Below are 12,908 nucleotides of genomic sequence, written 5' to 3'. Positions count from 1 at the left end.
AAAGGGCCCCGCCGTTCCCGGCAGGACCCGTAATCAATTCCAAAGGCCAGCCGTTCAGGCCAGCGCGTCCACCGCGCGCTTGGTCATCACCTTGGTCAGGTGCGCGCGGTATTCCCCGCTGCCGTGCAGGTCCGAGATCATGTCCTCGGCCGACACGCTCAGCCCCGCCACCGCGTCGCCCGTGAAGTTGGACGCCAGCGCCTCTTCCGCCTCGGTCCAGCGGAACACGCCGCCGCCCGACGCCCCGGTCACGGCCACCCGGACATTGTCGCCGAAATGGGCCACGAAGACCGCCGTCAGCGGGAACCGCGACGCGGGCTGGATGAACTTCTGGTAGATCGCCTTTTGCGGGATCGGGAACTTCACCGCCGTGACGATCTCGCCTTCCTCAAGCGCGGTCATGAACATGCCCTGGAAAAAGTCATCCGCCGCGATCTCGCGCGTGTTGGTGACGATGGTCGCGCCCGAGCCCAGCGCACCCGCCGGGTAACAGGCCGAGGGATCGTTGTTGGCGATGGACCCGCCGATCGTGCCCATCGAGCGCACCGACGGATCGCCGATCCGCCCTGCCAGCGACGACAGCGCCGGGTAGCTGTCTGCGGTTTCGCGCGCCACGGTGGCGTGGGTGGTGCCGCCGCCGATCCAGAGTTGATCGCCGTCCATGCGGACGCCCTTCATCTCGTCGATGGCGGTCAGGCTCACCAGCTTCTCGGGCGCGGCCAGGCGCGCCTTCATGGTGGGCATCAGGGTCTGGCCGCCCGACAGCGGCTGCGCCTCGTCCGAGGACAGCGCCGACACGGCTTCGTCGATGGTCTTGGGCCGGACGTATTCGAAATTATGCATCTTGGTCTCCTTGATGGCTGGGATCCCCGGCGCGGGCGCGCCGGGGTCGCTGGCCGTTGGCCCCTATTTCGCGGCGTGCATCGCCGACCAGATCCGGTCGGGCGACAGCGGCATGTCGATATGGTCGACCTTGTGGCCGCCGCGGTTCAGCGCGTCGATCACCGCGTTCACGAAGGCGGGGGGCGATCCGATGGCACCGGCCTCGCCGCAGCCCTTCACGCCCAGCGGGTTGTGGGTGCAGGGCGTCTGGCACGAATGGTCCACCTGGATCATCGGCAGGTCCAGCGCGCGCGGCATGGCGTAATCCATGTAGCTGGCCGAGATCAGCTGCCCGTCCGCGTCATAGGCGCAGTTTTCCATCATCGCCTGGCCGAAGCCCTGCGCGACACCACCATGCACCTGGCCTTCGACGATCATCGGGTTGATGACATTGCCGAAATCGTCCGCCGCCGAGAACGCGACCACGTCCGCCTTGCCGGTCTCGGGGTCCACCTCGACCTCGCAGACATAGCCGCCCGACGGGTAGGTGAAGTTGGCCGGGTCGTAGAACGCGGTCTCCTCCAGGCCCGGCTCGATGTCTTCCAGCGGGTAGTTGTGGGGCACGTAGGCCGCCAGCGTCACGTCGCCCCAGGCCACCGACTTGTCGGTGCCCGCCACGGTGAACTGGCCGTCCTTCAGCTCGATGTCGCCTTCGCTCGCTTCCATCAGGTGCGCGGCGATCTTCTTGGCCTTGGCGATGATCTTCTCAGTCGCCCGCACCATGGCCGAGCCGCCCACCGCGATCGACCGCGAGCCATAGGTGCCCATGCCCATGGGACCCTTGGCGGTGTCGCCGTGGATGATGTCGATCTGGTTCGCGTCGATGCCGATCATTTCCGACACGACCTGGGCGAACGACGTCTCGTGCCCCTGGCCGTGGCTGTGGCTGCCGGTCATCACGCTGATCGACCCGGTGGCGTTGACCCGGACCGTGGCGGACTCGTAAAGCCCCGCCCGCGCGCCCAGCTGGCCCACCAGGTTCGACGGCGCGATGCCGCAAGCCTCGATGTAGTGCGCGATGCCGAAGCCGCGCAGCTTGCCGTTCTTCTTGGACTCCGCCGCGCGCGCCTCGAAGCCCGCGTGGTCCGACATCTCCAGCACCTTGTCCATCGTGGCGTGGTAGTCGCCGGTGTCGTATTCCACCGCCACAGGCGTGGCGTAGGGGAATTCTGTGATGAAGTTCTGGCGCCGCAGCTCGATCGGGCTGACGCCCCGCTCGCGCGCGGCCTTGTCGATCACCCGCTCCAGCTGGAACGTCGCCTCGGGGCGGCCCGCGCCGCGATAGGCGTCGACCGGCACGGTGTTGGTGAACACCGCCTTCACGTTCACGTAGATCAGCGGCGTCTTGTAATTGCCCGCCATCAAAGTGCCGTGCAGCCAAGTGGGTACCGACGGCGCGAAGGTCGACAGGTAGGCACCCATATTGGCGTGGGTCTCGGTGCGCACGGCGGTGAAGTTGTTGTCCGCGTCCATCGCCAGTTCGATCTTGGTGACGTGGTCGCGGCCATGGGCGTCGGACATGAAGGCTTCCGAGCGGGTCGAGGTCCACTTGACCGGACGGTTCAGCGCCTTGGCGGCGAAGGTGCAGAAGGCCTCTTCGGCGTAGTGGAAGATCTTGGTGCCGAAGCCACCGCCCACGTCGGGGGCCACGACGCGCAATTTATGTTCCGGTATGCCCAGCACGAAGGCGCCCATGAGCAGGCGGATGACATGGGGGTTCTGCGACGTGGTGTAGAGCGTGTGCTCGTCGGTCGAACGGTTGTAGTCCCCCACCGCCACGCGCGGCTCCATCGGGTTGGCGACCAGGCGGTTGTTCACCAGTTCCAGCGTGGTGACGTGGTCGGCGTTCTTGATCGCCTCGTCCACGGCATCCTTGTTTTCCTGGACGAACCCCCAGTCGTAGCAGAGGTTGCTGTCCAGGTCGTCGTGCACCTTCGTGGCGCCCGGCTCGAGCGCCTTCTTCATGTCCACGACCGCGTCGAGCATCTCGATGTCGATCTCCAGCGCCTCGCCCGCGTCGCGCGCCTGCTCGAGGCTTTCGGCCACGACCACGGCGATGGGATCGCCCACGTGACGCACCTTGCCCTCGGCCAGCACGGGATGCTTGGGCTCCTGCATGGGATTGCCGTCGATGGACGTGATCTGCCAGCCGCAGGGCACGCCGCCCACGCCTTCGAAATCCTTCGCGGTGAAGACCTTCACGACGCCGGGCATGGCTTCCGCCGCCTCGGCCCCGATGGAATTGATCCGGCCATGGGCCACGTCCGAGCGCACGAAATGCGCGTAGAGCTGGCCGTGCAGGTTGATGTCGTCCGTGTAATTGCCGGTGCCGCTGAGGAAACGGACGTCTTCGCGCCGCTTCGTGCTGCTTCCGATGCCACCATCTTTGGGCATGTGGGTATCCTCCTGATGCGGGACCGATTTTTCGGCGAAAAATCGCGCCCCGAAATTCCGTTGTGACTTATTCGGCGGCCATGGCGGGCGGCGCGACCTCTTGGCCCGATGCCGCCAGGATGGCCTTGACGATGTTGTGGTAGCCCGTGCAGCGGCAGATGTTGCCGTCCAGGTATTCGCGGATCTCGTGCTCGCTGGGCTTGGGGTTTTCCTTCAGCAGCGACGCCGCCGCCATGATCATCCCCGGCGTGCAGAAGCCGCACTGAAGCCCATGATGCTCCTGGAACGCCGCCTGGATCACCGACAGCGACCCGTCGGCATTGGCCTGGCCCTCGATGGTGCCCACCTCGGCACCGTCGGCTTCCGCCGCCAGCATCGAGCACGCCTTCACCGGGTTACCGTTCACGTGCACCACGCACGCCCCGCACTGGGTCGTGTCGCAGCCCACATGGGTGCCGGTCAGCCGCAGATCCTTGCGCAGGAAATCGACCAAAAGCGTGCGGCCCTCGACGGTGCCGGACACCTCTTTGCCGTTCACCCGCATCTTGATGGAATTCATATCATCCTCCCTTATTTCTGGTGTTCTGTCGGTGGCTCAGCTGGATTTCAGCTTCGCGAACCATCCCTTTTTCTCTTTTTTCGCTTCGGCGGGTGCGGCCGCGTCGTCGCTGGCCGCGTTGGGCCCGGTCGCCTCTGCGTCATCGCCCGGCCCTTCGACCGCGTCCTTGAAGTCGGTGAAGAACTGGTCGGCCATCTTCTTTGCGAAGCTGTCGATGATGCGGCTGCCCAGCTGCGCGATCTTGCCGCCCACCTTGGCCTCCACGTCGTAATCGAGCACCGTCGCCCCGCCTTCCTCGCGCAGCTTCACCTTCGCGCCGCCCGACGCGAAGCCCGCAGCACCGCCCTTGCCCTCGCCCGAGATCTTCAGGCTGGCGGGCTTTTCCATGTCCTCGAGCGTCACCTGCCCCTTGAACGTGGCTTTCACCGGGCCGACCTTCTGGACGACCGTGGCCTCGAAACCGTCCTCGGCATTGCCCGACATCTCGGTGCAGCCGGGCACGCAGTCCTTCAGCACGTCGCGGTCCAGAAGTGCGTTCCAGACGGTTTCACGGTCTGCCTCGATCGTGCGGCTGCCAGTCAGTTCCATGGGGATCATGCTCCTGTTTCGGGGTTCACGCTAAGGTCGCGCGCCCGGCGCGACTATAAGACCAATGGCCAAGACCTAGCGAAAGGCGGGCGCTTCGTGGGTCAGGCCGTAGCTGTCGTAGATCGCCGCGATGGCGCCGCTGTCCAGGCCCTCGCGGATGGCGTCGTCGACGGTATAGCCCAGCGGGCGAAACCGGAAATTCACCGCGACGCCCAGCGTCCACTGGCTGATCGCGAAGCCCGCCAGCGGCGGCGCATGGACGCCCAGCGCGTCGGTCAGCCCCCATTCCAGCTGCCCGCGCGGCCCCATCGCCGCCTTCGTCTCGCCGCCCGCCAGCGCCTCCATGGCGGCGACCATGTCGGGAAAGCGTCGCACCTGGGCGTTCAGCTGCCCGCCCGCGAAGCTCGACAGGTAGAAATCCGCGATCGAGTCGTTCTCGACCGCCACCGTGTCGAAGCGGAAGTAAGCGGGCACCGGCAAGTCGTCGGGATAGGCGTCCTTGGCATAGGCGATGGCCACCCGCTCCACCGCGTATTGCCCGGTGAAGACGACCTGCTCGACCCGGCAGGCGAACTTGCTGTCGTAGGGTATGCGCATCATCACGTTGGACACCGCCCCCGACACGATCCCGCCCTGCCAGATGTTGTTGCGCAGGTCCGAATCCAGGCTCTCGGCGGCGGCCACGAAGTTGAACCGCGGCTCGACGCCCACGTATTCGGCGATCAGGCGCGCGATTTCCGCGTCGACACCGCGCGGGGTGCTGCCCTCCAGCCAGCTATAGGGCGGGTAATCCTCGTAAAGCGCGAAGCTCATGTGCCCGCGCTCCAGGATCGTGTCCAGGTCCTGCCCCACCTCGTCCCGGCTTGCGTTCTGGGGCCTCGGCTGGGGCACGTAATCGGCGCAGGGATCCTGCGCCGCGACGGGCCCCGCAAGGCCCACCGCCAGCAAGGCCGCGAAGACCCCGCGCAGCAGGCTCATTCGGCGGCCGACAGCCCGACGGTCAGCGTATCGGCGGCGGTGGAGTACCCGGCCTGCGATCCGTCGATTTCCAGGCTCGCGCGCCAGGCCACCGAATCGGCCTGCGGCGCGCCCGACAGCGTGTCGATGGTGGCCGCGATCTCGTCCAGCTGCGCCTTGACCGCGTCGGGATCGGCGCCCGTGGGGTCGTCGGCCCAGCGCGCCAGCTGATCGCGCACACCCTTCAGCGCGTCGCTTTTCGCCACGACCTGCGCATCGTCGGCGCGGCTTTCGACATAGGTGCGGATCGCCCAGGCCGCTTCCTGGCCCAAGAGCTCGCCGAAAGCGGGCATCTTGGTGGTGCCGTTCTGCGTGACGCCCGAGCGGAACCGCTCGATATACCATTCGTCGTCATAGGCGCTGGCTTCCAGGTAGCGCAGGTCCGGCGCCAATCCGCCCGACACGCCCTGGATCCCGTGGCACCGCGCGCAGTTCTGGTTGTATCCCGACGCGCCGATCTCCACGGCCGTGAACCAGACCTCCTGGTCGGCGGCCTCGGCGCGATAGGGGTTTTCCGACAGCCATTCGTCGCCCAACTCGGGCAGGCCGGTGGTGTCGATCGCCTGCGGCGTCATGGGCGGACCCGCGGCATAGGCCAGCGTCGCAGTTGCGGCCAGGATCGCGGCACCGATGGCAAGCTTGGTGGATTGCATGTCGTCTCCCCCTCGGGGTTGCTGTTCTTCGGCCCCTTGGTAAGCCGCCGCGATGGCGCGCACCATTAGACCTTGGGACGCCCTGCACCAAAGTCGGATTTTGGCGGCCGCCCCGATGTCTAGGCTGGCCTTCCGGAGGGGATCGATGCGCTTTGTCCTGACAGCCCTGGCGTTCTGCGTGCTGCCCCTTGCGGGCGCGGCGCAAACCGACGCGCGCATCCACTACCTGCAGCGCGCGGTCCCGCCGCCGCCAACGCTGTCGGACCTCGACACACCGCCCGGCGATCTCGGCGTCGCGGGCGCGCGACTGGCCATCGACGACAACGCGACGACGGGCCGGTTCCTGGGCCAGAGCTACGCGCTCGACGCGACCAGGGTCGCCGCGGACGCGGACCTGGCCGCCGCGGCGCGGGCGGCCCTGGCCGGGACCGATCTGCTGATCCTCGACGCGCCCGCCGACGATGTGCTGGCGGTCGCCGACCTGCCCGAAGCCCGGGGCGCGCTGATCTTCAACGTGGCCGCCCCCGACACGAACCTGCGCGACGCCGATTGCCGCGCCAACCTGCTGCATACGCTGCCCTCGACCCAGATGCGCACCGACGCGCTGGCGCAGTTCTTCGTGCTGAAGAAGTGGACGGACCTGCCGATGATCGCGGGCGGCCATGCGTCCGACCAGGCCTTCGCGGCCAGCATGGAACGCTCGCTCGCGAAATACGGCCTGAAGCCCGGCCCCCGGAAAGAATGGCGCTTCGACGCCAACATGCGCCGCAACGCGTCGGCCGAGGTGCCGCTCTTCACTCAAGGCTTCGGCCGCTACGACGCGCTGATCGTGGCCGACGAGATCCACGATTTCGGCCGCTACATCCTCTACAACACGTGGGAGCCGCGCCCGGTCACCGGCTCCGAAGGTCTGACCCCGGTGGGCTGGGACCGCGTGGTCGAACAATGGGGCGCGGCCCAGCTGCAAAACCGCTTCACCGACCTGGCCGCCCGCGCCATGCAGCCCAGGGACTACGCCGCCTGGGCCGCCATCCGCACGCTGGGCGAGGCGGTGACCCGCACCGGCGCCACCGACGCCGCGACCTTGCGCGCCTACATCCTGTCCCCCGACTTCGAGCTCGGCGGCTTCCTGGGCCGCCCGTTGACCTTCCGCGCGTGGAATGGCCAGATGCGCCAGCCGATCCCGCTGGTCCACCCCCGCGCGCTGGTGGCCCAAGCCCCGCTCGACGGGTTCCTCCACCCGGTGACCGAGCTCGACACGATCGGCCTCGACGCCCCCGAATCCCGATGCGAGGCCTTCGCCCCATGATCCCAGCTTCATCTTTCCCGAAATACCTCGGGGGGAGTCCGAAGGACGGGGGGCAGCGCCCCCCTTCCCCCGCGCGCCGCAATCCCCTGCCGATGATCCGCGCCGCTTGCATCGCGACCGTCCTCGCCCTGCCTGCCCAAGCCGACGAGATCTGGGTGACCAACGAACACGACGACACGATCTCGGTCATCGACACCGACACGCTGGAAGTGACCCGCACGATCGAGACCGGCGAACGCCCCCGCGGCATCACTTTCAGCAAGGATCACAGCGTCGTCTATATCTGCGCGTCCGACAGCGACGCCGTGCAGGTCATGGACCCGGTATCGGGCGAAATCCTGCACGACCTGCCCTCGGGCGAGGATCCCGAGCAATTCGTGCTCGCCCCCGACAACCGCCACCTCTACATCGCCAACGAGGACGACGCGATCACCACCGTGGTCGACACCGAAACGCGGACCGTCGTCGCCCAGATCGACGTCGGCATCGAACCCGAGGGCATGGCCATCAGCCCCGACGGCACCATCGCCATCACCACGTCCGAGACCACCAACATGGCCCACTGGATCGACACCGCAACGCAGGAGCTCTTCGCCAACACCCTGGTCGACAGCCGCCCCCGCCACGCCGAATTCGTCAAGGACGGCACCGAGCTCTGGGTCAGCTCGGAAATCGGCGGCACGATCACCGTCTTCGACGTGGCCACCCAGGCCGAAAAGGCCAAGATCGACTTCGATCTGCCCAACATCCACCCCGACCGGGTGCAGCCCGTGGGCTTCGAGTTCACCACCGGCGACACCCACGCCTTCGTGGCCCTCGGCCCGTCCAACCACCTGGCCGTGGTCGACGCCGAGACCTACGAAGTCGAGGATTACATCCTCGTCGGCCGCCGCGTCTGGCACATGGCCTTCGACGCCGACCGCGCGCGGCTTTTCACCACCAACGGCATCTCGGGCGACGTGACCGTGGTCGACGTGGCGTCGCGCAAGCCGATCAAGACCATCAAGGTCGGCCGCTTCCCCTGGGGCGCCGCCTTCCGCCCCACCAATTGAAAGCCCGCGCCATGCTCCGTGTCCTGACGATCCTCGCCCTAACCGCGCTGCCCGCCGCCGCGCATGATCTTGGCTTCGCGGGCCTGCTGTCGGCGGGCAACAAGGCCGACCTGCCGCCCGTCACCCTGTCCGCGGGCCAGCCCCTGTCGGACGCGCCCTGGTATCTGCAATCGGGCACCTATTACGAAGTCCTGATCGAAGCGGACGGCAGCCAGGAACTGGCGCTCGCCGGCGCGGACTTTTTCCGCGCCGTCTGGATCGACGAGATCGTCATCAACGGCCTGGAAGTCCGCCCCCTCGGCCTCGACAGCGTGGAATTCGACCAGGCCGGCACGATGGAGATCGGCTTCATCGCCATCAAGCCCGGCCGCTACGAGCTGCGCATCCCCGGCTCGGATGGCGACACCCAGCGCCTCGACATCACGATCCGTTGAATGAGTCTCGCCGTCGCCAACCTTTCCTATACCTACGGGCCGAAACGGGCGCTGGACGACGTCTCCTTCTCGATCGCACCCGGCCGCTTCTGCGCCCTGCTGGGCCCCAACGGCGCCGGCAAATCCACCCTGTTCGGCCTGCTCACCCGTCTTTTCACCACGCCCGACGGCCGGGTCGAGATCGCGGGCCAGGACCTGTCGCGACACCCCCTTCAGGCCCTTGCCGCGCTCGGCATCGTGTTCCAGCAGCAGACGCTGGACCTGGACCTGACCGTGCGCCAGAACCTGTCCTATTTCGCCGCCCTGCATGGCCTGTCGGGCAAAACCGCCGCGACCCGCATCGACGCCGCGCTCGATCGGCTGCGGATGCGCGAGCGCGCCCGTGAGAAGACCCGGACCCTCAATGGCGGCCACCGCCGCCGGACCGAGATCGCCCGCGCCCTTCTCCACGCACCGAAAGTGCTGCTGCTGGACGAGCCCACCGTCGGCCTCGACGCCGCGTCGCGCCGCGCGATCACCGACCACGTCCACGACCTGACCGCCGAGGGGCTGACCGTGCTCTGGGCCACCCACCTGACCGACGAGGTCCGGCCCGACGACCACCTTCTGATCCTGCACCAGGGCCGCATCCTGCGCGACGGCCCCGCCGCCGAGATCGCGCAGGGATCGGATCTCTCCGACACCTTCCTGCGTCTCACGAAAGCGTCCGCATGACGCGCCGCACCCCCTGCTTCATCTTTCCACAAATACCTTCCGGGGGGACGGCCGCAGGCCGGGGGGGCGGACAGCCCCCCGCACCGGCCAGCCAGCCATGACCTGGCTCACCGCCCTCGCCGCCATCGTCGCCCGCGAGGCGCTGCGCTTCGTCCACCAGCGCGAACGATTCGTCGCGGCCCTCGTCCGACCGCTGGTCTGGCTCTTGGTCTTCGCCGCGGGCTTCCGCGCCGCGCTGGGCCTCAGCATCATCCCGCCCTACCAGACCTACATCACCTACGAGACCTACATCGTGCCGGGCCTCTGCGGCATGATCCTGCTGTTCAACGGGATGCAATCCAGCCTCAGCCTGGTCTACGACCGCGAGATGGGGTCCATGCGCCTGTTGCTCACCGCGCCGCTGCCGCGCTGGTGGCTGCTGCTGTCGAAGCTCCTGGCCTCGACCGCGATCTCGATCCTGCAGGTCTATGCCTTCCTCGCCATCGCCGCGCTGTTCGATATCACCGTGGCGCCGCTGGGCTACCTGACGGTCCTTCCGGCCCTGATCGTCGCGGGGCTGATGCTGGGCGCGCTGGGGCTGGCGCTGTCGTCCTTCATCAAGCAGCTGGAAAACTTCGCGGGCGTCATGAACTTCGTGATCTTCCCGATGTTCTTTCTCAGCTCCGCGCTCTATCCCCTTTGGAAGATGGCGGAATCCTCGGAACTGCTGCACGACATCTGCGCGGTGAACCCGTTCACCCACGCGGTCGAGCTGATCCGCTTCGCGCTCTACACCCAGCTGGCGCCGTGGTCGCTGCTCTGGACCCTGCTCGCCGCCGCGCTGTTCTCGGCGCTGGCGATCTGGGGCTACGATCCGCAGCGGGGCCTGACCCGCAAGCGCGCCTGACGGCGACCATGGTGGCATGGCGCGACCCGGCGGAACGGACTATATCCGCGGATATGAGACATTTCCTGACGGCCACACTCGCCTGCCTGATCGCCCTGCCCGCCATGGCCGACGAGCTGGGCACGCTGAACCCCGAAGAGCTGACGTGGCAATCCATGCGCGACAAGGCCGCGCGGGGCGAGACGTCGATGACCATGTGCGCATCGGGCTACATGATGACCAAATCAGGCGACCACGCCACCGCCCGCGCCATCTTCGAGCGCTGCGCCGAGGCGGGATATACCGGTGCCATGACCTGGATGGGTCAGCTCGACAACAACGGCCTGGGCGGCGACTACAACCCCGACGCCGCCGCCGAATGGGACCGCCGCGCCGCCGACCTGGGCGACCCGGTGGGCAAGTTCAACCACGGTTTGAACCTGATGCGCGGTCACGGCATCGGCAAGGACGACGCACTCGGTCGGCAATACGTGGACGAGGCCGCCGCCGACGGGCTGCTGGTCGCCAAGCGCCTGCAGGGCGCGGGCTACGACCTGGACGAGGTCACGCCCGACGCCGACAACTGGAAATACGCGCCCTTGTTCTGAGCGTCGCCAGTGATCCGCGCGGGCGGGCCGCCCAGCGTCACGATCCGGCTGGCCAGACGCCGCGCCTCGTCCTCCACGTGGGTGACGAACAGGGTCGTCGTCTGCGTCTCGGCCCGAAGCTGCGCGAACAGCCCCATCATCTCGTCCACCAGCTCGGGGTCCAGCGACACGAAGGGCTCGTCCATCAGCAAGAGCTCGGGCCGCATGGCGAAGGCGCGGGCCAGCGCCAGGCGGCGCTGCTGGCCCAGCGACAGCTGGCCCGGGAAGTCGTCGCCGCGCCCGGCCAGGCCCACCGCGCCCAGCCAGTGGCGCGCGTCCTCGGCACCGATCCGGGCCGTCACGCGCAGATTGTCCGTGAGCGTGCGCCACGGCAGCAGCGTGGGTTCCTGGAAGATCAGCGCGGTGCGCTCGGGCGCGTCGATCTGGCCGCTGAACCGGGTCGTCAGCCCCGCGATCGCCCGCAACAGGGTGCTTTTCCCGATCCCCGAGGGCCCGACGATGGCGACCGTTTCGCCCTTCGTCACGCGCAGATCCAGCGCGGCCAGGACCTGCGTGCCCTTCAGGTCCAGACGCTGCAGCCGGACATGCAGAACCGGGCGCGTCGCGGCACCCGGCTGAAGCTGCGTGACCGTGCCCGTCACCTACATGCCCGTATCCAGGAAGGTGCCTTCGGGCAGTTCGGTCGCCTCGCCGATCAGCTCTTCGCCGCCGAGCTCGGCCATGAGCGACAGCATCTTCGACGCCGCCGCCTCGTCCACCGGCCCGGATGCGGGGATGCCCGCGCGGAAGCCTGCGACCAGCGCGTCGAACTCGGCGTCGGTGTCGGCGTTCATGCGGTCGCGCAGACGCTCCCACGCGGCGCTGTCCTCGGCCAGCAGGTCCTTGGCGTCGCGCGACGCGGCGGCCAGACCCGCGATCAGATCGGGATTGTCGCGCAGCATCTCGCCCTTCACGACGTAGCCCAGCAGCGGCGTTTCGGGATCGAGGCCCAGCGCCGTCGCGGCGGTCGAGATGTCGATCAGCTGCCGCATCCCGCCCGCTTCCATCTTGGCCATGAAGTGCCAGTAATTGATCGCGCCTTCCAGGTCGCCGCCCGTCGCGGTCTTGTAGATCAGGGGCGGTGCGCCGAAGACCTGCTCGGTCTCGGCCTTCAGATCGAACCCGAGCTCGGACTGGGCATAGGCCTGCAGGATCAGCCAGGACTTGTCCAAGGGCCCGCCCGCGATGCCGATCTTGCCACCCGCCAGGTCGGCCAGCGTTTCGGCCGAAGAGTCACCGGGCACCATCACGCCGCCCACGGCCTTGGAATAGGGGACGAAGACGTAATCGCGCCCCGCCGCGCGCTGGCGGGCGACCCACAGCCAGTCTGACACGATCACGTCCGCCGCGCCGCCCTGGAACGCGATTTCCCCGGCCGAGCCCGAGGCCACGCCGTTCACGTCCAGCGTGAAGCCGTGATCGGTGTCGAAGCCGTAGTGCGTGATGGTATCGAGCTCCCAGTTCACGGTGCCGAATTCCAGCACCGCGGCGCGCAGCGTGGGCGTTTCGGCCAACGTGGCGGTGGCGCTCAGGGCCAGCGCGATGGTGGCGCCGCCCAGGTGTCTGATGAAGCTCATGCGAGTCTCTCCCTCTTGGCTGGCGCGATCGTAGCAGCGCGCGCGCCGCCCGGAATACGACCAAAGGCGCGGCAGGCCCGTCCCACCCCGCGACCATGGTCGCACGCCTTGCTGTCAAGGGCCGCGTGGTCTTACGACCATTGCACAATATCTGTCGCAGCCCATCCCGCCGATGATCCCACCCGACGTATTGCGGGCCGTGCGAAAGCGGTTTGCG

At 67.9% G+C, this 12,908-nt stretch carries 14 protein-coding genes; 6 read left to right on the top strand and 8 right to left on the bottom strand.

Annotated features, from left to right (window positions below):
* Positions 1-54 precede the first annotated feature (54 nt).
* The 6 genes from ILP92_RS03145 to pedF all read right to left on the bottom strand — a co-directional run bounded on the left by ILP92_RS03145 (position 55) and on the right by pedF (position 6,093).
* On the bottom strand, positions 55-843 hold the full coding sequence (locus ILP92_RS03145) for an FAD binding domain-containing protein (RefSeq protein ID WP_198914923.1): 789 nt from the start codon (positions 841-843) through the stop codon (positions 55-57).
* A gap of 63 nt (positions 844-906) precedes the next feature.
* Complete coding sequence (locus ILP92_RS03140; protein WP_198914922.1) at positions 907-3,276, bottom strand: xanthine dehydrogenase family protein molybdopterin-binding subunit; 2,370 nt, start codon at positions 3,274-3,276, stop codon at positions 907-909.
* Positions 3,277-3,343: 67 nt separating this feature from the next.
* The gene (locus tag ILP92_RS03135; protein ID WP_198914921.1) at positions 3,344-3,835 is read right to left on the bottom strand and encodes a (2Fe-2S)-binding protein; all 492 of its coding nucleotides are present in this window, start codon (positions 3,833-3,835) and stop codon (positions 3,344-3,346) included.
* A gap of 36 nt (positions 3,836-3,871) precedes the next feature.
* Entirely contained in the window at positions 3,872-4,423 is a 552-nt protein-coding gene (locus tag ILP92_RS03130; RefSeq protein WP_198914920.1) for an SRPBCC family protein, read from the bottom strand.
* 75 nt (positions 4,424-4,498) lie between these two features.
* Entirely contained in the window at positions 4,499-5,401 is a 903-nt protein-coding gene (locus ILP92_RS03125; protein ID WP_198914919.1) for a substrate-binding periplasmic protein, read from the bottom strand.
* Positions 5,398-6,093: a cytochrome c-550 PedF gene (gene pedF, locus ILP92_RS03120; RefSeq protein WP_198914918.1), complete on the bottom strand. Its 696-nt coding sequence runs from the start codon at positions 6,091-6,093 to the stop codon at positions 5,398-5,400. Before pedF ends, ILP92_RS03125 begins: the two co-directional genes overlap by 4 nt.
* Positions 6,094-6,238: 145 nt before the next feature.
* Here pedF and ILP92_RS03115 point away from each other — a divergent pair, with 145 nt between their 5' ends.
* From ILP92_RS03115 to ILP92_RS03090, 6 genes are all read left to right on the top strand, one after another.
* On the top strand, positions 6,239-7,402 hold the full coding sequence (locus ILP92_RS03115) for an ABC transporter substrate-binding protein (protein ID WP_198914917.1): 1,164 nt from the start codon (positions 6,239-6,241) through the stop codon (positions 7,400-7,402).
* 92 nt (positions 7,403-7,494) lie between these two features.
* A complete protein-coding gene (locus ILP92_RS03110) occupies positions 7,495-8,454 on the top strand; it encodes a YVTN family beta-propeller repeat protein (protein WP_198914916.1) in 960 nt (319 codons plus the stop codon).
* 11 nt (positions 8,455-8,465) lie between these two features.
* On the top strand, positions 8,466-8,888 hold the full coding sequence (locus ILP92_RS03105; RefSeq protein WP_198914915.1) for a cupredoxin domain-containing protein: 423 nt from the start codon (positions 8,466-8,468) through the stop codon (positions 8,886-8,888).
* Positions 8,889-9,602: an ABC transporter ATP-binding protein gene (locus ILP92_RS03100; protein ID WP_198914914.1), complete on the top strand. Its 714-nt coding sequence runs from the start codon at positions 8,889-8,891 to the stop codon at positions 9,600-9,602. It begins immediately after the preceding gene.
* 97 nt (positions 9,603-9,699) lie between these two features.
* A complete protein-coding gene (locus tag ILP92_RS03095; RefSeq protein WP_198914913.1) occupies positions 9,700-10,488 on the top strand; it encodes an ABC transporter permease in 789 nt (262 codons plus the stop codon).
* A 53-nt stretch (positions 10,489-10,541) separates the two neighbouring features.
* Positions 10,542-11,075, top strand: coding sequence for a tetratricopeptide repeat protein (locus tag ILP92_RS03090; RefSeq protein ID WP_198914912.1), 534 nt, complete (start codon positions 10,542-10,544; stop codon positions 11,073-11,075).
* Here the strand turns inward: ILP92_RS03090 and ILP92_RS03085 are convergent.
* Together ILP92_RS03085 and ILP92_RS03080 are read right to left on the bottom strand one after the other, a co-directional pair.
* Entirely contained in the window at positions 11,015-11,716 is a 702-nt protein-coding gene (locus ILP92_RS03085; protein ID WP_368667829.1) for an ABC transporter ATP-binding protein, read from the bottom strand. The two genes, ILP92_RS03090 and ILP92_RS03085, sit on opposite strands and share 61 nt — an antisense overlap.
* Positions 11,717-12,691: an ABC transporter substrate-binding protein gene (locus ILP92_RS03080; protein WP_198914911.1), complete on the bottom strand. Its 975-nt coding sequence runs from the start codon at positions 12,689-12,691 to the stop codon at positions 11,717-11,719.
* Positions 12,692-12,908 lie beyond the last annotated feature (217 nt).

The sequence above is a fragment of the Palleronia pontilimi genome (assembly GCF_016412875.1).
GTDB classification, from domain to species: Bacteria; Pseudomonadota; Alphaproteobacteria; order Rhodobacterales; family Rhodobacteraceae; genus Palleronia; species Palleronia pontilimi.
This window is presented reverse-complemented; position numbering and strand designations above follow the sequence as displayed.

What these genes read in the sequence shown, in the direction of transcription:
- ILP92_RS03145 (WP_198914923.1), bottom strand. Translation starts at nt 843, where the DNA reads ATGCATAATTTCGAATACGTCCGGCCCAAGACCATCGACGAAGCCGTG.
- ILP92_RS03140 (WP_198914922.1), bottom strand. Translation starts at nt 3,276, where the DNA reads ATGCCCAAAGATGGTGGCATCGGAAGCAGCACGAAGCGGCGCGAAGAC.
- ILP92_RS03135 (WP_198914921.1), bottom strand. Translation starts at nt 3,835, where the DNA reads ATGAATTCCATCAAGATGCGGGTGAACGGCAAAGAGGTGTCCGGCACC.
- ILP92_RS03130 (WP_198914920.1), bottom strand. Translation starts at nt 4,423, where the DNA reads ATGGAACTGACTGGCAGCCGCACGATCGAGGCAGACCGTGAAACCGTC.
- ILP92_RS03125 (WP_198914919.1), bottom strand. Translation starts at nt 5,401, where the DNA reads ATGAGCCTGCTGCGCGGGGTCTTCGCGGCCTTGCTGGCGGTGGGCCTT.
- pedF (WP_198914918.1), bottom strand. Translation starts at nt 6,093, where the DNA reads ATGCAATCCACCAAGCTTGCCATCGGTGCCGCGATCCTGGCCGCAACT.
- ILP92_RS03115 (WP_198914917.1), top strand. Translation starts at nt 6,239, where the DNA reads ATGCGCTTTGTCCTGACAGCCCTGGCGTTCTGCGTGCTGCCCCTTGCG.
- ILP92_RS03110 (WP_198914916.1), top strand. Translation starts at nt 7,495, where the DNA reads ATGATCCGCGCCGCTTGCATCGCGACCGTCCTCGCCCTGCCTGCCCAA.
- ILP92_RS03105 (WP_198914915.1), top strand. Translation starts at nt 8,466, where the DNA reads ATGCTCCGTGTCCTGACGATCCTCGCCCTAACCGCGCTGCCCGCCGCC.
- ILP92_RS03100 (WP_198914914.1), top strand. Translation starts at nt 8,889, where the DNA reads ATGAGTCTCGCCGTCGCCAACCTTTCCTATACCTACGGGCCGAAACGG.
- ILP92_RS03095 (WP_198914913.1), top strand. Translation starts at nt 9,700, where the DNA reads ATGACCTGGCTCACCGCCCTCGCCGCCATCGTCGCCCGCGAGGCGCTG.
- ILP92_RS03090 (WP_198914912.1), top strand. Translation starts at nt 10,542, where the DNA reads ATGAGACATTTCCTGACGGCCACACTCGCCTGCCTGATCGCCCTGCCC.
- ILP92_RS03080 (WP_198914911.1), bottom strand. Translation starts at nt 12,691, where the DNA reads ATGAGCTTCATCAGACACCTGGGCGGCGCCACCATCGCGCTGGCCCTG.